The 19,500-nt window shown below is 46.6% G+C and carries 19 protein-coding genes and 2 riboswitches; of the genes, 11 read left to right on the forward strand and 8 right to left on the reverse strand.

Going from position 1 to position 19,500, the window contains the following annotated elements; all coding sequences use genetic code 11:
* Positions 1–87 precede the first annotated feature (87 nt).
* Together H9659_RS04350 and H9659_RS04355 are read right to left on the reverse strand one after the other, a co-directional pair.
* Positions 88–696 carry a biotin transporter BioY gene (locus tag H9659_RS04350; RefSeq protein WP_191688704.1) on the reverse strand — a complete coding sequence of 203 codons (609 nt, stop codon included), beginning with the start codon at positions 694–696 and terminating at the stop codon, positions 88–90.
* Between the two features lie 125 nt (positions 697–821).
* Entirely contained in the window at positions 822–1,007 is a 186-nt protein-coding gene (locus tag H9659_RS04355; RefSeq protein ID WP_025782849.1) for a hypothetical protein, read from the reverse strand.
* 139 nt (positions 1,008–1,146) lie between these two features.
* Positions 1,147–1,250, forward strand: a riboswitch (SAM riboswitch).
* A gap of 99 nt (positions 1,251–1,349) precedes the next feature.
* On the opposite strand from H9659_RS04355, the gene H9659_RS04360 reads away from it, so the two are divergent.
* Entirely contained in the window at positions 1,350–3,209 is a 1,860-nt protein-coding gene (locus H9659_RS04360; RefSeq protein ID WP_191688705.1) for a bifunctional homocysteine S-methyltransferase/methylenetetrahydrofolate reductase, read from the forward strand.
* Positions 3,190–6,642 carry a methionine synthase gene (gene metH, locus H9659_RS04365; protein WP_191688706.1) on the forward strand — a complete coding sequence of 1,151 codons (3,453 nt, stop codon included), beginning with the start codon at positions 3,190–3,192 and terminating at the stop codon, positions 6,640–6,642. Before H9659_RS04360 ends, metH begins: the two co-directional genes overlap by 20 nt.
* 61 nt (positions 6,643–6,703) lie before the next feature.
* On the opposite strand, the gene H9659_RS04370 is transcribed toward metH, so the two are convergent.
* Together H9659_RS04370 and H9659_RS04375 are read right to left on the reverse strand one after the other, a co-directional pair.
* Positions 6,704–7,033 carry a hypothetical protein gene (locus H9659_RS04370; protein ID WP_191688707.1) on the reverse strand — a complete coding sequence of 110 codons (330 nt, stop codon included), beginning with the start codon at positions 7,031–7,033 and terminating at the stop codon, positions 6,704–6,706.
* Positions 7,034–7,160: 127 nt separating this feature from the next.
* Entirely contained in the window at positions 7,161–7,340 is a 180-nt protein-coding gene (locus H9659_RS04375) for a hypothetical protein (protein ID WP_191688708.1), read from the reverse strand.
* 219 nt (positions 7,341–7,559) lie between these two features.
* Here H9659_RS04375 and H9659_RS04380 point away from each other — a divergent pair, with 219 nt between their 5' ends.
* Positions 7,560–7,952, forward strand: coding sequence for a thiol-disulfide oxidoreductase DCC family protein (locus H9659_RS04380; protein ID WP_191688709.1), 393 nt, complete (start codon positions 7,560–7,562; stop codon positions 7,950–7,952).
* Between the two features lie 53 nt (positions 7,953–8,005).
* Here H9659_RS04380 and H9659_RS04385 read toward each other — a convergent pair whose 3' ends face one another.
* Positions 8,006–8,362, reverse strand: coding sequence for a DUF779 domain-containing protein (locus H9659_RS04385; protein WP_191688710.1), 357 nt, complete (start codon positions 8,360–8,362; stop codon positions 8,006–8,008).
* 25 nt (positions 8,363–8,387) lie between these two features.
* On the reverse strand, positions 8,388–9,929 hold the full coding sequence (gene adh / locus H9659_RS04390; protein WP_191688711.1) for an aldehyde dehydrogenase: 1,542 nt from the start codon (positions 9,927–9,929) through the stop codon (positions 8,388–8,390).
* Positions 9,930–10,223: 294 nt separating this feature from the next.
* Between adh and H9659_RS04395 the strand changes: the two genes are divergently transcribed.
* The 3 genes from H9659_RS04395 (at position 10,224) to H9659_RS04405 (ending at position 13,624) form a co-directional block, all read left to right on the forward strand.
* On the forward strand, positions 10,224–11,381 hold the full coding sequence (locus H9659_RS04395) for a S1C family serine protease (protein ID WP_191688712.1): 1,158 nt from the start codon (positions 10,224–10,226) through the stop codon (positions 11,379–11,381).
* A 120-nt stretch (positions 11,382–11,501) separates the two neighbouring features.
* Positions 11,502–12,197, forward strand: coding sequence for a response regulator transcription factor (locus H9659_RS04400; RefSeq protein WP_191688713.1), 696 nt, complete (start codon positions 11,502–11,504; stop codon positions 12,195–12,197).
* Positions 12,194–13,624 (forward strand): sensor histidine kinase, encoded by a 1,431-nt coding sequence (locus H9659_RS04405; protein WP_191688714.1) that lies wholly within the window; start codon positions 12,194–12,196, stop codon positions 13,622–13,624. The genes H9659_RS04400 and H9659_RS04405 overlap by 4 nt, the downstream gene beginning before the upstream one ends.
* A gap of 189 nt (positions 13,625–13,813) precedes the next feature.
* On the opposite strand, the gene wrbA is transcribed toward H9659_RS04405, so the two are convergent.
* Together wrbA and H9659_RS04415 are read right to left on the reverse strand one after the other, a co-directional pair.
* Positions 13,814–14,425, reverse strand: a complete 612-nt coding sequence (gene wrbA, locus H9659_RS04410; RefSeq protein WP_225217644.1) for an NAD(P)H:quinone oxidoreductase — start codon at positions 14,423–14,425, stop codon at positions 13,814–13,816.
* 63 nt (positions 14,426–14,488) lie between these two features.
* Positions 14,489–15,688: a DUF3238 domain-containing protein gene (locus H9659_RS04415; RefSeq protein WP_191688715.1), complete on the reverse strand. Its 1,200-nt coding sequence runs from the start codon at positions 15,686–15,688 to the stop codon at positions 14,489–14,491.
* Between the two features lie 91 nt (positions 15,689–15,779).
* A riboswitch (TPP riboswitch) is annotated at positions 15,780–15,887 on the forward strand.
* Positions 15,888–16,004: 117 nt separating this feature from the next.
* On the opposite strand from H9659_RS04415, the gene tenA reads away from it, so the two are divergent.
* From tenA to thiW, 5 genes are read left to right on the forward strand one after another with little or no spacing between them, the layout of a single operon-like run.
* On the forward strand, positions 16,005–16,691 hold the full coding sequence (tenA, locus tag H9659_RS04420; RefSeq protein ID WP_191688716.1) for a thiaminase II: 687 nt from the start codon (positions 16,005–16,007) through the stop codon (positions 16,689–16,691).
* A complete protein-coding gene (gene thiM, locus H9659_RS04425) occupies positions 16,688–17,497 on the forward strand; it encodes a hydroxyethylthiazole kinase (RefSeq protein WP_191688717.1) in 810 nt (269 codons plus the stop codon). Before tenA ends, thiM begins: the two co-directional genes overlap by 4 nt.
* The gene (gene thiD, locus H9659_RS04430; RefSeq protein ID WP_191688718.1) at positions 17,494–18,333 is read left to right on the forward strand and encodes a bifunctional hydroxymethylpyrimidine kinase/phosphomethylpyrimidine kinase; all 840 of its coding nucleotides are present in this window, start codon (positions 17,494–17,496) and stop codon (positions 18,331–18,333) included. Before thiM ends, thiD begins: the two co-directional genes overlap by 4 nt.
* Positions 18,320–18,973, forward strand: coding sequence for a thiamine phosphate synthase (gene thiE, locus H9659_RS04435; protein ID WP_191688719.1), 654 nt, complete (start codon positions 18,320–18,322; stop codon positions 18,971–18,973). The genes thiD and thiE overlap by 14 nt, the downstream gene beginning before the upstream one ends.
* On the forward strand, positions 18,973–19,458 hold the full coding sequence (gene thiW / locus H9659_RS04440; RefSeq protein WP_191688720.1) for an energy coupling factor transporter S component ThiW: 486 nt from the start codon (positions 18,973–18,975) through the stop codon (positions 19,456–19,458). Before thiE ends, thiW begins: the two co-directional genes overlap by 1 nt.
* Positions 19,459–19,500: the final 42 nt, after the last annotated feature.

Genomic DNA, 19,500 nt, shown 5'->3' on the forward strand with positions numbered 1-19,500 from the left:
ACGGATCAGGCAAGGATAATGTTTCATCTATTTAAGTTGACATAGGAAAACCGACTCCCCGTTAAGAAAGAAGTCGGTTTGGTTTGTTTAAATAGAACGACGTGTTCTTAGAATGCGTGCCATCCGGTGACCGAACAAGCCAGCCAATATGGAGAGGATAATATCTTTAGGTAACGGCGGTAACATCCAAATCCACGCCATCTTGTACGTGAACGCATCCGGCGCAGCTGCCCATAGCTTGTACGCAGCGAACATCCAGTTTGTTCCGATAAGGTAATTAACGATGAACCCTACAAGTGCTGCAATTATAAAGCCTGCCACCGTACTATTCTTTTCAATCATTTTCCCGACGATATATGCGACTAAAATATAGGATAGGATAAATCCGAACGTCGGGCTAATAATCGAACTGAAGCCACCACTGAATTTTGCAAACACGGGCGCTCCTGCAAGACCGATTGCCATATATACCGTCATCGAGAGTGCCCCGTAACGGCTTCCGAGCAATAGGCCAGCTAAGATTGCAAAGAATGTTTGCAGCGTAATCGGTACACCACTTACCGATAAAGCCGGTAGGAAATACGTAATATTTGCTCCGATCATCATTAACGCAGCAAACATCGCTGAGTAGACAAGTCCGAGCGTTCCGATTATCGTCTTTGATCGGTTCGGTTTCATAGTTGCAGTTGTCCCCATTTGTCACACCCCTTTTACTATATAGTCATAGTTTAAAAGGAGCATCACATTGTGTCAACCATAATTATTTTGTGGTTAACACAAATTTGAATAAAAATAAAACTGACAGCTGATCCTCTGTCAGTTTATCGTCTTTTCCCTTCATCCTTAGGAAATAAGAAAAATGAAATGACTCCACTCAGAACCATGGCGCCAAGCGTAATATAAAAACGAGACATGACTGGCACATCTGTAAAGTTTTTGTTAAGCATAACCCAGGCAACTCCACCGACTAATAACACCATCGGAATAACAAATTTGAACGCCCTCATAGCAATCCCCTTTCCTCGCATGTTTCTACAGTTTACCACATATACTAGGTAACTCCCAGTTCACTTCCGACATTGTCTATTGACGGAACTCTCAAACAACGATATGATATGTAAAATTATTCACACAACTTCATAGTCATTCTTATCAAGAGAAGCGGAGGGAACTGGCCCGTCGATGCTTCAGCAACCAGCCAAACGGTCAGGTGCTACTTCCAGCGGATGTTAAAGTCCGGCAGATGAGGAGGAGACAATCACTAAGATGAAAAGCCTTCTTCGTACGTTAGAAGGCTTTTTTATTATTCTACGCTTCATTGCTCTGCCGTAAGAAAGGGAGTTAGGGAAATGAAATTACTGGAACGCTTAAAAACAGAAGTTCTGACAGCGGATGGTGCAATGGGAACGTTACTCTATGCGGAGGGTTTAGATTTTTGCTATGAGCAATTAAATATAGAAAAGCCGGACGTCATTCAAGGAATCCATGAACAGTATATTCAGGCAGGAGCGGACATCATCCAAACCAATACGTACAGTGCCAATGCGTATAAACTTGCACGTTACGGACTGGAGCATCGCGTAAAAGAGTTTAACGAAGCTGGGATCGCCATCGCAAAACACGCAGCTGTTGCTGGTGGCCAATATGTACTCGGTACAATTGGCGGCATCCGCAGTATCCGTAAAAGTGACGCCTCTATCGATGAAGTACTGTCCATTGTCCAACAACAAGCTGAGCCGCTGCTTGCAGGAGATCCTGATGGCCTTCTTCTTGAAACCTATTACGACTTTGAAGAACTTAGTGCTGTCGTTCAGCATTTGCGTCAACAGACCGATATCCCTCTCATTGCACAAGTATCCATGCACGAACCCGGAATTTTGCAAAACGGCCTGCAATTAAACGATGCTTTGCTCCGATTGGAGGCATTAGGTGCAGACGTAGTAGGGGTGAATTGCCGGCTCGGTCCCTATCACACGATTCAAGCATTTGAAGGCGTTGAACTTCCTGAGAAAGCTTTCTTATCAGCATATCCAAATGCAAGTTTGCTGGACGTTGAAGACGGACGCATAGTCTATGTATCGGAAACCGATTATTACGGACGTGCTGCCCGCTTGTTACGGGACGAAGGTGTGCGACTTATTGGCGGATGCTGCGGAACCACTCCCGCACACATTGTCGCAGTGAAATCTCAATTGGCCAATCTGGCACCTATTACTGAAAAAGCAGTCATTCCGCACAAGCCAATCATTATACGGGACGCGGAACCGGCTCGCTATGAGCCACTGCATATAAGAGCACAGCGTGAGCGGACGATTCTAGTTGAGTTGGATACACCCCGACACTTGGAAACTGAAAATTATTTCGAAGGGGCTCGTCAACTTCAAGAAGCTGGAGCCCATGCTGTGACTATGGCTGATAATTCCCTCGCTTCCCCACGTATTAGTAATTTAGCGATGGCCTCTCTTGTAAAACATCAAGATGATGTCCGCCCTCTCGTCCACATTACTTGCAGGGATCATAACCTAATTGGTCTGCAGTCTCATTTAATGGGACTGGACGCACTCGGCATCCATGACATTTTAGCTGTGACAGGTGATCCGACCAAGATAGGAGATTTCCCGGGAGCAACAGACGTTTATGACGTTTCCAGTCTCGAACTCTTCCAGCTCATTAAAAAGCTCAATGAAGGGATTTCATTCTCCGGCCGTCCTTTACGAAAAAAGGCGAACTTCTCAGTAGCAGGTGCATTCAACCCGAATGTCCGGGTCATTGACCGTGCTGTGAAACGACTTGAGAAGAAAATCGAATGTGGTGCGGATTATTTCATCACACAGCCTGTCTATACAAAAGAAAAGATTATTGAAATCCATGAAGCTGTCAAACATTTAGACACTCCGATTTTCATCGGTATCATGCCGTTGACGAATATTCGGAACGCGGAATTCCTGCACCACGAAGTACCGGGCATCAAATTGTCCGATGAAGTGCTTGAGCGTATGAGAGCCTGCGGCGATGATCGAGAAACAGCGACAGCCGAAGGGATTCGAATCGCTCAGGAACTAATCGACACGGCCGCGTCTTTGTTTAACGGGATTTACTTGATCACTCCATTTTTACGCTACGACATGACTGTGGAGCTCGTACACTATATCAACGAGATTGATCCAATTGCAGAAAGAGGGGTGCACCATGCCAAAACAACGTATTAAAGACGAACTGAAGAAACGGATTCTCGTAATGGATGGTGCGATGGGGACGATGCTTCAAAACGCGAATTTAACAGCGGACGACTTCGGCGGGGAGGAGTTTGAAGGATGCAATGAGTATTTGAATCTTACAAAGCCCGATGTGCTAACGAGAATTCATCGCGAATACTTGGAGGCTGGTGCTGACATCATCTGCACGAATACATTCGGCGGTACACCTGTCGTGTTAGACGATTACAATTTAGGTAGTGAAGCAGAGATGATCAATCGCCGCGGCGCAGAACTGGCACGCACTGCAGCGGATGAGTTTTCGACACTTGAACATCCTCGGTTCGTTGCAGGCGCAATGGGCCCGACGACTAAGACACTGTCCGTCACAGGCGGCATCACGTTTGACGAGCTGGCAAACGATTTCTACGTTCAGGCAAAGGGGTTGATCGATGGGGGCTCGGATCTTCTCTTACTAGAAACCAGTCAAGATATGCTGAATGTTAAAGCCGGTACAATTGGCATTCGTCAAGCTTTTGAAGAAACCGGCCGGGAACTTCCTGTGATGATATCGGGAACGATTGAACCGATGGGAACAACCTTAGCAGGACAAAGCATTGAAGCATTCTACGTGTCCATCGCACATATCAATCCCCTTTCTGTCGGACTCAATTGTGCAACGGGACCCGAATTCATGACGGATCATTTACGTTCGTTGTCAGAACTTGCGACAGGGTTTGTCAGTTGCTATCCAAATGCAGGTTTGCCTGACGAAGAAGGTCATTATCATGAATCTCCTGAATCACTCTCAAAAAAGCTGGAAGGATTTGCGGAGAAAGGTTGGCTGAATATTGTTGGCGGCTGTTGCGGGACGACACCTGACCACATTCAAGCGATTTGTCGGGCAGTTGAAGGGAAAACTCCACGTCCTCTACCTGCTGTAACGCACGGACATACTGTCTCAGGAATTGAACCACTTTTGTACGATCCTAGTATGCGTCCGATTTTAATAGGAGAGCGTACCAATGTCATAGGGTCTCGTAAATTCAAACAGCTTATAGTCGATGGCAAGGTGGAGGAAGCAGCTGAAATCGCGAGGTCACAAGTAAAAAACGGAGCACATGTCATTGACGTGTGTCTCGCCAATCCGGATCGTGATGAGTTGTCGGATATGACCGATTTCATGCAAGAGGTTGTGAAAAAGATCAAAGCGCCCCTCGTCATTGACTCGACAGACGAAAACGTTATTGAAGAAGCATTGAAGTATTCCCAAGGGAAAGCGATTATCAACTCCATAAATTTAGAAGACGGTGAAGAACGGTTTGACGCCGTGATGCCGATTGTTAAGAAGTACGGAGCAGCAGTCGTTGTAGGTACGATCGATGAAGTCGGGATGGCTGTAACGCGGGAACGGAAACTCGAGATTGCGAAACGTTCCTACGACTTGCTAACCAACAAATGGGGGCTTGCGCCTGAGGATATTATTTTTGATCCGCTCGTGTTCCCTGTTGGGACAGGAGATGCGCAGTACATTGGCTCGGCAGTGGAGACGATTGAAGGCATTCGTCTGATTAAGGAACATCTTCCGCGAGCACTCACGGTTCTTGGTGTCAGTAACGTGTCATTCGGACTCCCTCCAGTAGGCCGGGAAGTATTGAACGCTGTGTATTTATATCACTGCACCCAGGCCGGACTGGATTATGCAATCGTGAATACAGAAAAGCTGGAACGCTATGCCTCGATTCCCCAAGTGGAAAACGATATGGCAAACGCATTGTTATTTACGACTACAGACGAAACACTTGCGAAATTCACTGAGTTCTATCGTGGAAAAAAGAAAGAGAAAACAGAAGACGATATTCCGAAGACCGTTCCTGAGCGTCTTGCTTACTATGTCGTTGAAGGAACAAAAGAAGGGCTTATCAAGGATTTGGATGCTGCGATGACTCAGTATGATGAACCTCTCGATATTATTAACGGCCCTCTCATGGCAGGAATGGCAGAAGTCGGTCGACTGTTCAATACGAATCAGCTCATTGTTGCCGAAGTGCTCCAGAGTGCAGAAGTCATGAAAGCTTCAGTATCGTATCTAGAGCAGTTCATGGAGAAAAAAGAAGACGATAACGGTAAAGGGAAAATTGTACTCGCAACCGTAAAAGGCGATGTTCATGATATCGGGAAAAATCTCGTTGAAATCATTTTGAGCAATAACGGATTCAAAGTTGTGGATATCGGAATTAAAGTGACACCTGCGCAACTGATTGAAGTCATCCGTAAAGAAAAGCCGGACATAATCGGGTTATCCGGGTTGCTTGTAAAATCAGCGCAACAAATGGTTTTGACTGCTCAAGATTTTAAATCCGCAGGAATCGATTTGCCAGTTATGGTGGGAGGCGCTGCACTTACCCGTCGTTTTACAGATACGAAAATTGCACCCGAATACGATGGCCCTGTCATCTATGCAAAAGATGCAATGCAAGGGTTAGATCTTGCAAACCGACTGCAAAGCGGTGAAAAAGATGCATTACTGTTAGAACTGGATCAGCAACTGGAGAAGCGGGCGACGAATGATGCCATAAAAGCCGCGAAAGCAGCAGAAAAGGGCGGAGTCGCTATTGCCGTGGCCCCTCGTCCTGTGAAAACAGTCCGTACGGATGTCCCTGTTTTTGTTCCGAATGATTGCAGGAAACGAGTGCTGCGGGATTACTCAATTTCCCATCTCTCTCCTTACGTTAATATGAGGACACTGATTGGTCATCATCTAGGACTTCGTGGATTTACGGATTCAACATTGCAAAAGCAAGAACCCCGCGCAGTTGAACTGCATGAAATGGTGACGGGATTTTTAGAATCCGGGAAACTTGGCGCATCGGGTCTGTATCAGTTCTTCCCCGCTCAAGCTAACGGGAATGATGTAATCATTTATGATCCACAAGACGGCAAAACTGAAATTGAACGATTTACATTTCCACGCCAACGACAGAAGCCTTTCCTTTGCCTGGCTGACTATTTGAAGCCTGTAGATAGCGGTGAAATGGATTATGTCGCTTTTATGCAAGTAACAGCGGGTCACGGAGTGCGGGCAGAAGCGGAACGATTGAAATCGGAAGGAAAATTCCTTGAAAGTCATGCGTTTCAAGCGACTGCGCTTGAACTTGCGGAAGGATTTGCAGAGCGTGTACACCAAGAAATCCGCGACCAATGGGGATTCCCGGACACCACTGATTTTACGATGAAAGACCGATTTGCAGCAAAATACCAAGGACAGCGATTTTCCTTCGGATACCCTGCATGTCCCAATTTAGAAGATCAGTCAAAACTTTTCGGATTGTTGAAGCCAGAGCAGATCGGCGTTCACTTAACAGAAGAGTTTATGATGGAGCCGGAAGCTTCCGTGTCCGCAATCGTCTTCGCTCATCCTGATGCACGTTATTTCAACGTTGAATAATTATTACAAAAGATCCTGCAGGAGAGTATAGCCACTCTTCTCTGCAGGCTCTTTTCTTACATTATCGTCTTCCCCAAGGCATTGGTCCTGGTCCCATCGGAGGTCGTTGAGGACCCCATTGCCCCATTCCCGGTCCGTAACCAGGCATTGCTTGAACCGTCTGCCCCGTCATTGTTTCATTCACTTCAGTGTAGTAGTGGCGAGGGATTTGAACGGTATGTTGGCGGTTTACGTTGACAAACGGATGGACTACTGGTAATTCCTGTGGCATGAACGTATCATGGAAGCGGTATTGCGTCGGGCAGATTACAGGCTGCGCTTGATTGTTGCAAGGTTTCATCGGTGGCATTGGTTGTGGTTTCATGCAGCGGTTGTGATTTTGTTGCATCATTTTCATCACCTCCTCTCCTCCATTACATGCAAGTCAGCATTGAGGAAGCGGGCTCGCGCCTTGTAGAGAGTGAAATTGATGAAAGACATTTCTTCTTCCAAACAAAAAACCTTCCAGTTGGAAGGTTTCACTGATAGTCTCTTGGAAGTTCGTGCTCGTCGAATCCCTGTTCTGAAGGAGGTTCCGGACGATGGTCGAGAAACCTGCTAAAGTCCGGAGCACCCTCTCCAATCATATGCAGCATAGCGATATGATCCATATCGTTGCGTAAGTTCATTTCATCCGGATGAATGTTTTGACGATCCACTTCAATCACCTTCCCTTATTGTAATCACAGGCGGGACATGAACGGTGAAGCGCTAAAGGCCAAATAGAATACATTCTCTCATCTGTAGTCTAACATATTATCTACCGAACGGAAAGAGTATTCCGTCTATTATATTCATATGAAGAGCTCTCTAATTTGTTTCAGCTGGTTTGTTTTAGGATATAGTAACTTTACCAAGCTTTTTAAGGGGGATTATATATGAAGCGAACAGTGCTATTTGACGGGGAATGTAACTTTTGTGATGCGAGTGTTCAATTCATTATAAAACGAGATCCATATGAGTATTTTCAGTTCTCCTCTCTTCAAAGTGAAACTGGACAGCAACTCTCTAAAGACTTCGCAATTCCTGATGATGTAGATAGTCTTGTTCTCATTGAAAATGGAAAAGCGTATACGAAATCAGGTGCAGCACTCCGCATTGCAAAGAAACTCGATGGACTGTGGCACCTCGCGTTTTTGTTCATACTTGTGCCTGCTCCTCTACGAGACAGTGTTTATGACTTCGTTGCACGCAATCGGTATAAGTGGTTCGGAAAAAAAGAAGAGGCTTGTATGCTTCCAACGCCTTCAGAGCGAAAACGGTTCATCTGATAAAATCCTATAGACAAAAGACGGCACCCACTATGAAAAGGGTGCCGTCTTTGTCATGTCTGAAGCTGTTCGACCTCGTCCTTTGTAAACGCACGTGAACGGGTAAGAAATCGTTTCCCTTCAACTCCTTCAAGGGAAAACATGCCCCCTCTTCCGTCCACAACATCTATGATCAGTTGAGTGTGCTTCCAGTATTCAAACTGGCTGCGCAACATGTAAAATGGAACATTTCCAATAGACCCGAGAAGCACATCCTGATCTCCTATGAGTAAATCCCCTTCTGGGTAACACATCGGTGATGAGCCGTCACAACAACCTCCTGATTGGTGAAACATCAACGGACCGTGTTTTTGTTCGAGCTGTTTGATCAGCGCTAGCGTTGCTTCTGTCGCAATAACCCGCTCTGTCATTTGCTGCTCACCTCACTACTTTCGCTTAAAAGAATCCTTGCTTCTGTTCGTTATAGCTGACGAGCATATTTTTCGTCTGTTGGTAATGTTCGAGCATCATCAAGTGGTTTTCACGGCCGATACCCGATGCTTTATAACCTCCGAACGCAGAATGAGCCGGATAAGCATGGTAGCAATTCGTCCACACGCGGCCGGCTTGGATACCACGTCCGAAACGATAGGCCGTATTCATATCACGTGTCCAGACGCCTGAGCCGAGACCGTATAATGTGTCGTTTGCGATTTCCAATGCTTCTTCTTTTGTCTTGAATGTCGTAACCGCAACAACTGGTCCAAAGATTTCCTCTTGGAAAATCCGCATCTTATTGTGCCCTTTGAAGACAGTCGGCTTCACGTAATAGCCTTCCGCCAAATCGCCTTCAAGATGGTTTTGCTCGCCGCCTGCCAGGCATTCCGCACCTTCCTGTTTACCGATATCGAGATAGGACAAAATCTTCTCAAGCTGTTCCGTGGACGCCTGAGCTCCCATCATGACCGTCGGATCCAGTGGATTTCCGACTTTGATGGCTTCGACACGCGCCAATGCTTTCTCCATGAATTTGTCATATATCGACTCTTGGATAAGTGCACGTGAAGGGCAAGTACATACTTCCCCCTGGTTCAAGGCAAACATGACAAAGCCTTCAACCGCTTTGTCCAGGAAGTCATCGTCTTCTGCCATGACATCCTCAAAGAAGATGTTCGGAGATTTACCGCCCAGTTCGAGTGTTGCTGGAATAAGATTCTGGGAAGCATACTGCATAATCATACGACCTGTCGTCGTCTCTCCAGTGAATGCAATCTTCCCGATTCGCGGATTGGATGCGAGCGGCTTTCCGGCTTCAAGACCGAATCCGTTCACGACGTTCAAGACGCCTGCAGGCAGCAGATCTTCAATCAATTCCACGAGCACGAGAATGGATGCCGGTGTTTGCTCGGCCGGTTTGAGAATCACGCAGTTCCCCGCAGCGAGTGCAGGTGCGAGTTTCCAAACCGCCATAAGGATTGGGAAGTTCCAAGGGATAATCTGTCCCACGACACCGATAGGCTCATGAAAATGATAAGCAACCGTGTCATTATCAATTTGGCTGACGCCACCTTCTTGAGCGCGGATTGCAGATGCGAAATAGCGGAAATGGTCAATTGCTAACGGCAGGTCCGCATTCAGCGTCTCACGCACAGCTTTGCCGTTCTCCCACGTTTCTGCTACCGCAAGCATTTCCAGATTGTCTTCAATCCGGTCGGCAATCTTCAAGAGAATATTAGAGCGTTCAGTTACGGAAGTCTTTCCCCAAGCGTCTTTAGCAGCATGTGCTGCATCGAGCGCCAGTTCAATATCCTCCGCAGTGGAGCGTGCAACTTGAGTAAACACTTTCCCTGTGACTGGAGTCGGATTGTCAAAGTACTCGCCGTTGACAGGGGCTGTCCATTTACCATTTATGAAATTATCGTATCGTTCCTTGAAATTCACCTTAGCACCTTCTGTGTTCGGGTTTGCGTAAACTAGGTTTTCAACTTGTTGTACCATTTCCATTCCTCCCATTTCTGCAAGTTTAGTAGAAAATTGGTGCATGTACAGTGCACACAGGTCCATTCTATGCCGGGATATCTATAGGCATGAGTAATGTATGCGCTTTCAATTGAAAATAAAAAAATTCGTGTTCACTATCACTATATCTGACTAGTTAGATTATTACAATTTTATTGTAAGATAACAATCTTTCTTCTAACAATTAATAACTTATTAACGTCTCGGTAATAATTTGTTCATAAGTTCGATTTACAATTACTTTATCAACAGTAGACAAAGGAGCGATGGACAATGAATACATCAAAAAGTAAATGGCTATTATCCACAATAGGTGCAGGGGTTCTCGGCTCGGCATTAACACTTGGAGCAGTCGTGAATACGGACGTCTTGAAGCAGGACAGCGGACTTCAATCAGCAGCGCAATCTGATACGACAACTCCCTACAATGTGCAAACTACTGGCACTCAATCTCAAAAGTCTCTATCTGATATGGTAGCAGACGCCTCTAAAGCGATTGTCGGAATCGACAACTACCAGTCCACTGGCAATCGTTTTGCTGGTTCATCCGAATCTCAAAGCGTTGGAACGGGTTCAGGGGTCGTCTTCAAAACGGAAGGATCCGATGCATATATCATTACAAACAATCATGTGATTGAGGGTGCGACTAAACTCGGGATCACAACAGCCAGCGGCGAAAAAACGGAAGCTGTCCTAGTCGGTACTGATCCTCTCACGGATTTAGCAGTCCTTAAAATGGATAAAAAATATGCAGAAGGCAAATTATCATTCGGAGATTCTTCGAAACTGCGTGCAGGTGATTCGGTGGTTGCAATCGGTAACCCGCTCGGCCTCGACTTTTCAGGTACTGTGACACAAGGGATTGTCAGCGCACCGACTCGTTCCATCAACGTAGACACATCCGCTGGGCAATGGGAGCTGAATGTCATTCAGACAGACGCAGCTATCAATCCCGGCAACAGCGGTGGCGCGTTAGTAAACGAAGCAGGAGAATTGATCGGTATCAACAGCTTGAAAATCGCTCAAAACGGGGTCGAAGGGTTAGGTTTCGCCATTCCCAGCAACGATGTGAAGCCGCTAGCGGAAAAGCTCATGAAAGACGGTAAAATCCAACGTCCTTATATCGGAGTGGGTCTCATCGATCTTGCAGAGGTCCCTGATATGTACGTGCGCGATATCCCAGACAGTGTGAAAGGCGGCGTCATGGTTGGGAGTGTGGACGCAACTTCCCCTGCTGGGAAAGCTGGATTCAAAGAGCAGGATGTCATCACTGCAGTCAATGGAAAAGCAGTCGATTCTTCGACTGCTTTAAGGAAAATCCTCTACACGGATCTGAAAGTGGGAGACCAAGCGAAATTCACGATTTATCGGGAAGGCAAACAACAAGTTGTCAATGTGACACTCTCGAGTAATGCAGATGTAGACAAGTAAGTTGAAGAACCGCTGTCCGGATACCTGCACGTGGGGGCTGGACAGCTTTTTCACTTTGGACAAATGAGTTGCACCAACAGGCATTTCCCGATAGCTTTAAAGTAAAGGAGGCGAACCTCGTTGAAGATTCTCGTCATTGAAGATAATGAAAGTGTGTCACAGATGATTGGCTTGTTTTTTGAAAAGGAAGGCATTGCCGGCGAGTTCGTCATGGACGGAAAAACAGGTTTAGAAAGAGCGCAACAAGATTCATGGGATTGCCTCATTATCGACTGGATGCTTCCTTCGATGGATGGAGTGACGATTTGCAGGTCGCTTCGAAAAGCAGGAGATGACGTCCCCATCATTATGCTGACAGCAAAAGATGGCGAGTCCGATCAAGTGCTCGGTTTGGAGATGGGAGCAGACGACTATGTGACGAAACCATTCAGTCCACTTGCGTTAATGGCTCGTATTAGAGCTGTGACACGCAGACGACCGGCAAAAGAAGCGGAAACGAATTCCGTGCTTGAAACGATCCATTTCCGTGTGGATGAAAACGCACGCGAAGTGTTCGCAGACGGTGTGGCTATTGAAAACCTTACACCGAAAGAATACGATTTACTCGTCTTTTTCATCCGGCATCCCAAACAGGTTTTCTCACGGGACCAGCTGCTTGAACGCGTCTGGGGATTCGATTTTTACGGAGATGACCGGACAGTGGATGTACATATAAAACGGCTCCGGACGAAAATTTCCCGCATTGGTATGCCAGTTCTCCATACCGTTTGGGGAGTCGGTTACAAGTTTGACGAGTCGGAAGAGGCGTCTTCATGAAAGTGAACTACTTCACTCAACAGTTAGTCAGCCACGTGAGTGTGATTGTTGCCGCAGTCCTTCTAGTCGGGTTGCTATTTTCCCATTTCTTCGAGCAATATGTGTACGACACGAAGACTGATGAGCTCTCACAATATGGACGTGCCCTTCTGACAGATATCGATCGCAGTACAAAACCTTCACAGCAAACGCTTCAATCCTACGGTCAAGTGCTGAATAGCCGGGACATCCAGTATAGCTTGTTCGATGAAGACTCGAAAATCATCTACTCGACCGGGCTCAAGACTCCGTTAATTGAACTTAACGAATCAGAATGGGCGCAGCTTCAAAGTGGAAAAGCCGTTACTGTACGCCAAGAGCAACGCCGTTTCGATCAGGCGGTTACATTTGTGCTGCTCCCTTATTTCCAAGGTCCGCAGTTTGTCGGCGGGGTTCTGCTCACCTCTCCAATTGAAGGTCCCCGCGCGATCATTTCGCAGATGAATCGCTACTTAGTCTACGCGGCACTCACTGCATTAGCAGTTGCTATCATTCTAAGCGGATTGCTGTCCATCTATCACGGGCGACGTATTAAGCGGCTTCGCCTAGCAACCGCGGCAGTTTCTGCAGGTGACTATACTATCCGTATTCCTGAAAGCGGACGGGATGAAATCGATGCACTGGCGACTGATTTCAATGCTATGGTCAGTGATCTGCATACTTCTCATGAAGAAATTGAAAATCTGGAAAATCGCCGTCGCCAGTTCATGGCCGATGTCTCCCACGAACTCCGGACGCCGCTGACTACAATCCGTGGAACGATTGAAGGGTTGCGGAGTGATCTGATTTCCGAGAGTGAAAAAGACAAAGCGCTTCAACTTGCGAGTGGAGAGACGAAACGCTTGTTACGCCTCGTTAACGAAAATCTTGACTATGAAAAAATCAGATCGAACCAAATTACGTTACTCAAACAACCGATCCGGGTTTTGGAATTATTCGAAGTGATCCGGGAGCAGTTGGAACCGGCGGCTGAACAACGTGGAACGGCAATTGATGTACAAGCACCTGAAACATTGACCGTCTTTGCCGATTACGATCGTCTCACTCAAATCTTGTTGAACATTACGAAAAACAGTATCCAATTCACGGAAGAAGGAGAAATTTCGTTGTTGGCAAAAGCAGATAGTGATTACGTTGTTTTAGAAATCCGAGATACCGGCATTGGCATGGATTCGGAAGAAGTCGAAAAGATTTGGAGCCGTTTTTATAAAGCGATCGACTCTCGGACATCCAATCCCTACGGAGAATTCGGCCTCGGGCTTTCCATTGTACGCCAGCTCGTCACACTGCATGGCGGTACTATCGACGTCTCAAGCAGGAAAGGTGACGGATCGTTGTTCACCATTCGGCTTCCTAAAGAACCTGCAACCGGTGCCAGCGCTGATTGACTATGCGGGTGCAGAGTTATTTGACGTTGTCGTCATTAGGAGTCGCGAGCTTAAACCCTTTCAGGAAATGATTCTCGGCCGCGTTAGCCATATAGTGTTAAACCATCTTGACCGCCTTGTAGTACTCATGGAATACCAAAAACCGTCACCTATGAATAAGGTGACGGTTTTGCAACATTATTGACGTGTTCACTCTAAATGCTGAAGCGCTTTTGCAACGGAAACCGTTCTTTTCACCTGATAGTTCACCGCAGCTTGAATCGCTTTTCGATCGGTCTTCATTTCACCATCCTGGCCCACCGCTACACTCGTTCCGTATGGGTTCCCTCCCGCTTCAAAAAGAACGGGATCTGTATAGCCTGGCGCTACAACAATCGCTCCCCAATGGTACATCGTAGTATAGAGGGATAATAATGTCGCCTCTTGTCCTCCATGTTCGTTTTGTGCGGATGTCATCGCGCTCACTGCCTTGTTCGCGAGTTTACCTTGTGCCCATAGACCTCCGACCGTGTCGATGAAACTTTGCACTTGTCCAGGAACATTACCAAAGCGAGTCGGAACACTGAAAATGATGGCATCCGCCCATTCCAAATCTTCTGGTGTCACTTCAGCGATGTCCTGCGTTGCATCATGATGCTTTCTCCACAATGCATTTGAGTCAATTGCTGCAGCAGGTGCCGTTTCTTTCACTTTCAACACCTTCACTTCAGAACCAGCTTCCTCAGCCGCTGCCGCTGCCCATTCCGCTAGCTGATGGTTAGTACCCGTTGAACTGTAATAAACGATTGCTGTTTTTATCATCTCTATCGATCTCCTTTTTATCGTGAATTCAAGTTGAAAATAGTTTTCTGCACTTTAGACATTTTAATTGATATTGGAAAAGCGCCAATACTGATATGCCGTAACTCCACTCATATAAGCAAGGCCTGCGCTCCGGCTTTGGTGAACAGGGATCCAATCAGTTTCCTTACCAGAACGCAGATAGATTTCATGATTGGGTGACTGATCATGGAATCCAGTAAGATCGAATGTACCATTCTCCCCGAAGACGGCTTGAACTTCATAGTTGATATCGGGAGAAGTTGTTAGGGGATTACCCACCGCATGTTCCAGATGGAAACCTGTTTCACCCTTCTTGTCATCGAGGGGTTTCAGGGTGATTCCTTCATCAGATGCAGTTTGGCGCTCACGTACTTTCTTATCCAGCCCCAAAGCAACACTTTCCCCAACCTTCTTTGTAATTGTCAAAGGATTGACCGGGTTTTTGTAATCGATTTCAATGTCCACACATGTGCGATATGCACCCGATTCGGGATCGAATTTCCGGTTATCGCCTTTGAAATATCGGTTGGGGGAAATCACATTCGGGTTCTCCAAAATGTCATCTTCTAGAAATGTTTTATAGCGAAAATCCCAATTATCAACAGACGAAGATGGCTGGTGATCAGCAAATGGAACCAGCAGCTTTGAAGGGACTCCAATCGATTTCATGATCGTAAATCCTTCCACAGAGGCTTCTTTTTCAGTCGTTTTCGGATACAGGAAACCGAATGCTTTAGCAATGAATGACCTTGCATTATTGAATGTTTCCTCTGATTGTGCAATGGAACGTTCACAATACACTGCGTATGTCAGTGGTTCATCCATGGGAAAGTCTCTATCGATATAACGGTTAGACTCCACCTGAGCTAATTCCTTTCCATTCCGATAGATTGTATACATTTCTGTATCCTTTAAGCGCTCCCACGATAACGCTACTTGCGTCTTGGCTGCTATTGTAGTGATAACCAGAGATTGTAGCGGATTGTCCGCATTTTTCTCAACAGTTAAAGCAGACGTCTGCATGACGATCACATCTTTCACTTCGTCATTTGCATGCCTTTCAATTGTATATTTATAATACGTGTCCGCTAATAGATCTGTATCTTGAAAATCCGGGGAAGTTCCTTCATAAATGTGCTCGCCGTCTTTATACACATGGTACGTTCCACCTGCGTCGTCCCATTCAAAAGCAATTCTTCCCACTTCATGGGTAACGGAAGTGATTTCAAAGCGCTGCGACATGTACTTGGCCTCCTTTTCACGTAGTAGTTGTATTTTGCCCTAATTGCCAATTTTTAAAACTATGGTATAGTGGTGAGGAAAACTGAAAACGATTGCCCACTGGGGGAGTCTTTGTAAAAGACTGAGACGCGTATAGATATGCGGACCCTTGGAACCTGATCTGGCTCATACCAGCGGAGGGAAGTGGATCGCACATGGACGAGTCTATTTCTTTGTAGATTCCTTGAAATTTCCTATTACGCGAGCCGCTCCTTCGACTGATGAGTCGATAGGGGCGGCTTTTTTTCGGTTCATTCATCGAAAGGGGCGTTTTTAAATGACATTTTGTGAAGAGGTTCGTGCACGTTGTGATGAAAGCTGGGAGGCAAGTTTTAACCATCCGTTTGTTCAGCACTTGGCGGCTGGGACACTGCCTGAAGACATTTTCAGGTTTTACGTTCTTCAGGATTCGTATTACTTGAAGCATTTTGCTAAAGTCCATGCACTGGCTGCTGTACAAGCCAAAGACTTAGCGACAACTCAACGCTTTGCACAACATGCGGAGGAGACTTGCGGGGCTGAGATTTCACTGCATGAAGGTTTTTTTGAATTGCTCGCCGTTACGGATAAGGATCTTGCTTCGTTTGAGGCTGCGCCAACAGCGTACGCCTATACGTCCCACCTCTATCGGACAGCGATGCACGGCGACCTTGCGGATACGTTAGCAGCACTACTCCCTTGCTATTGGTTGTATTACGAAATTGGTGAACGATTAAAACACGCCACTCCGAATCACCCCATTTACGATAAGTGGATTGCGACATACGGATCGGAATGGTTTGAACAAGCGACCCGCGAACAAATCAATCGAATGAATGATCTAGCAGAGTCTGTTTCTTTGGAACGCCGTGAAGAACTCATTGCACATTTCGTTAAAAGTAGTCATTACGAATTGCAATTCTGGGAAATGGCTTGGACTAAACAACAATGGGAATCCGATTCTAAAATGGAGGTCCGGATATGACGCGGCAGCATACCATCCTCACTGAACTACGTCAGACCAATCCATTGGTACACTGCATTACGAATATTGTAGTGGCTAACTTCCAGGCGAATGGCTTATTGGCTCTGGGGGCTTCTCCTATCATGGCCGATTCCTTGGAAGAGGCTGCGGATGTTGCCGCAATTTCTTCTTGTACCCTGCTGAATATAGGAACACTGGATCCGTCAACTGTCGATTCGATGATTGCTGCTGGAAAGAGTGCCGTACAACATGGACATCCCCTTGTACTTGACCCGGTCGGTGCGGGTGCAACTAGGTACCGACAGCGAACAGTCAATCATCTTCTGAATGCCTTGGATTTCACATTAATCCGAGGGAATGCAGGCGAAATTGCCGCCATTGCTGGTGTCGAGTGGAATGCCAGAGGCGTTGATGCGGGAAGCGGTGATTCTGATATAACAGACGCCGCGAAGCGAGTTGCCCGATTGAATACGTGTTTAGTCGCAGTCACAGGTGAAACAGATCTGGTCACCGATGGCGAAAGAGTGATTCGTATATCAGGCGGACATGAGTTCATGTCGCTAGTGACTGGTTCCGGTTGTCTTTTAAGTGCAGTGATGGGAGCTTTTTTAGCAACTAGTAACGGTGACACACTTCAAACAGCAGCTGAAAGTCTTGCATTCTATAAGAAGTCTGGAGAAATTGCAGCCGAGCAGTCCTTCGGTCCTGGTGATTTTGCTATGAATTTCTTGAACACACTTCACTCCATTGAATCTCAAGATATTACCGATGATCATTTCCAGTACGAACAGGGGGCGATTTCATGACATCAGTAGCTTTAACGATTGCAGGTTCCGATAGCGGCGGCGGTGCTGGTATTCAAGCGGATTTGAAAACGTTTCAAGAACTCGGAGTTTTTGGCACTTCCGTACTGACAGCGATTACTGCACAAAACACACTCGGCGTACATGCCGTCCAATCCGTTGATGTGGCGATGGTTACAGCGCAGATACAGGCGGTGCTCAACGATTTCCCAGTGAAAGCCATTAAAACCGGCATGTTATTCTCTTCTGAAATCATAGAGGCCGTCGCGAATGAACTAAAAGCTTATTCTGCAATTCCTTTAGTCATTGATCCTGTCATGATTGCAAAAGGAGGAGCTTCTTTGTTGCAGAACGAAGCAGTCATTGCGCTCCGAAGTCACTTGCTTCCAGTAGCGACACTCATTACACCGAACATTCCTGAAGCGGAAGTATTGACGGGTCAGCGGATTCTCACAGAAAGGGACATGAAACTTACCGCGAATAGACTGCTATCTATGGGAGCTTCTGCAGTTCTATTAAAAGGGGGACATCGTGAAGACGTGCCCTATGCGGAAGATTTGTTCATGTCCACAAGTGGTGAACACTTTTTAATGCGCTCAAAACGGATTGCAACTCAACATACACACGGCACCGGCTGTACATTTGCTGCGGCGGCTACGGCTGAATTAGCGAAGGGTCGTTCTTTGGAAGAATCTGTTGTGACGGCCAAGAACTTCATCCAACTAGCTATTGAAGATGGGATTGAACTTGGAAATGGACAAGGACCTACCAACCACGCTGCATTCAGGAAGAGAAATCAGTTGAAAACCGGGGAGGTGAAACTTATTGAGAGACGTTGACTTGCGTGTGTATTTCATAATGGGTTCGTTCAATGCACCTAATGGCGATCCCTTACATGTGTTAGAACAAGCGCTAAAGGGTGGAATTACGTGCTTTCAGTTACGTGAAAAAGGACCAGATGCATTGACAGGAGATGAAAAAACGGCTTTCGCAAAAAGTTGTCAGCGATTATGTAAGGCATATGGCGTTCCATTCATTGTGAATGATGATGTGGAGCTCGCAGTTCTGATTGATGCAGATGGGGTGCATGTTGGCCAAGACGACTTGTCTGCATCTGTGGTACGTCGCAACATCGGTGAGCAGAAACTATTGGGGGTTTCGGTACATTCCGTTTTCGAAGCGACTAGCGCTCTGGCTGCCGGCGCCGATTACATAGGGATGGGACCTGTGTATGAAACAGTTTCCAAATCGGATGCGAAGCCAGTGGCAGGTACTGCAAGAATATCAGAAGTGGCTGCCATCTTCCCAGAACTCCCGATTGTCGGCATTGGCGGGATCACTGCCAGTAATTTAGATATCGTGATGAACAGCGGAGCGACAGGGGTTTCCATCATTTCAGCAATATCAGGTGCGGAAAATCCCGAAGCCGCTGCCCGTTCACTACTTGACGCTGTTCAGCGGGTTAAGGTGGGAATCTAGTGGGGACTCGTAAGATTGCCATAATGGCCTTGCTTGTTGCGATTGCGGTTGCCGGTTCTGCCTTCGTTTCCTTCCCGGCAGGCATTGCACGTGCATATCCGATTCAGCATGCTGTCAACGTCGCTTCAGCTGTATTTCTGGGTCCTGTTCCTGCTATTATGATTGCATTCGTGACTGCGATCATTCGCATTCTGACAGGCACTGGCTCATTATTGGCTTTTCCAGGTGGGATGATTGGCGCGGCCCTTGCCGGGATCCTGTTTCAAAGAACAGGACGAGTCTGGTCAGCAGCGCTAGGAGAAATGATCGGTACAGGAATCATCGCCTCTCTGTTGGCAGTACCATACGCAGCAATTTTGATAGGTTCCTCTGTCGGAGCATTCTTCTTTCTGCCGCCTTTTCTCGTTTCAAGCGTGAGCGGAGCCATAATAGGTGCTATTCTTGCAACTCGTATGCTGCATCACCCTATAGGACGACGACTGTAGCATTTGTGAACGAGACTGCTGGACTGTGGCTATCAATGCTTC

The organism is Sporosarcina gallistercoris, from assembly GCF_014836415.1.
Lineage (GTDB): Bacteria > Bacillota > Bacilli > Bacillales_A > Planococcaceae > Sporosarcina > Sporosarcina gallistercoris.

What these genes read in the sequence shown, in the direction of transcription:
- H9659_RS04355 (WP_025782849.1), bottom strand. Translation starts at nt 1,007, where the DNA reads ATGAGGGCGTTCAAATTTGTTATTCCGATGGTGTTATTAGTCGGTGGA.
- H9659_RS04380 (WP_191688709.1), top strand. Translation starts at nt 7,560, where the DNA reads ATGAAGCGAACAGTGCTATTTGACGGGGAATGTAACTTTTGTGATGCG.
- adh (WP_191688711.1), bottom strand. Translation starts at nt 9,929, where the DNA reads ATGGTACAACAAGTTGAAAACCTAGTTTACGCAAACCCGAACACAGAA.
- wrbA (WP_225217644.1), bottom strand. Translation starts at nt 14,425, where the DNA reads ATGATAAAAACAGCAATCGTTTATTACAGTTCAACGGGTACTAACCAT.
- H9659_RS04350 (WP_191688704.1), bottom strand. Translation starts at nt 696, where the DNA reads ATGGGGACAACTGCAACTATGAAACCGAACCGATCAAAGACGATAATC.
- H9659_RS04395 (WP_191688712.1), top strand. Translation starts at nt 10,224, where the DNA reads ATGAATACATCAAAAAGTAAATGGCTATTATCCACAATAGGTGCAGGG.
- H9659_RS04415 (WP_191688715.1), bottom strand. Translation starts at nt 15,688, where the DNA reads ATGTCGCAGCGCTTTGAAATCACTTCCGTTACCCATGAAGTGGGAAGA.
- H9659_RS04405 (WP_191688714.1), top strand. Translation starts at nt 12,194, where the DNA reads ATGAAAGTGAACTACTTCACTCAACAGTTAGTCAGCCACGTGAGTGTG.
- H9659_RS04385 (WP_191688710.1), bottom strand. Translation starts at nt 8,362, where the DNA reads ATGACAGAGCGGGTTATTGCGACAGAAGCAACGCTAGCGCTGATCAAA.
- H9659_RS04370 (WP_191688707.1), bottom strand. Translation starts at nt 7,033, where the DNA reads ATGATGCAACAAAATCACAACCGCTGCATGAAACCACAACCAATGCCA.
- H9659_RS04360 (WP_191688705.1), top strand. Translation starts at nt 1,350, where the DNA reads ATGAAATTACTGGAACGCTTAAAAACAGAAGTTCTGACAGCGGATGGT.
- thiD (WP_191688718.1), top strand. Translation starts at nt 17,494, where the DNA reads ATGACATCAGTAGCTTTAACGATTGCAGGTTCCGATAGCGGCGGCGGT.
- tenA (WP_191688716.1), top strand. Translation starts at nt 16,005, where the DNA reads ATGACATTTTGTGAAGAGGTTCGTGCACGTTGTGATGAAAGCTGGGAG.
- thiM (WP_191688717.1), top strand. Translation starts at nt 16,688, where the DNA reads ATGACGCGGCAGCATACCATCCTCACTGAACTACGTCAGACCAATCCA.
- metH (WP_191688706.1), top strand. Translation starts at nt 3,190, where the DNA reads ATGCCAAAACAACGTATTAAAGACGAACTGAAGAAACGGATTCTCGTA.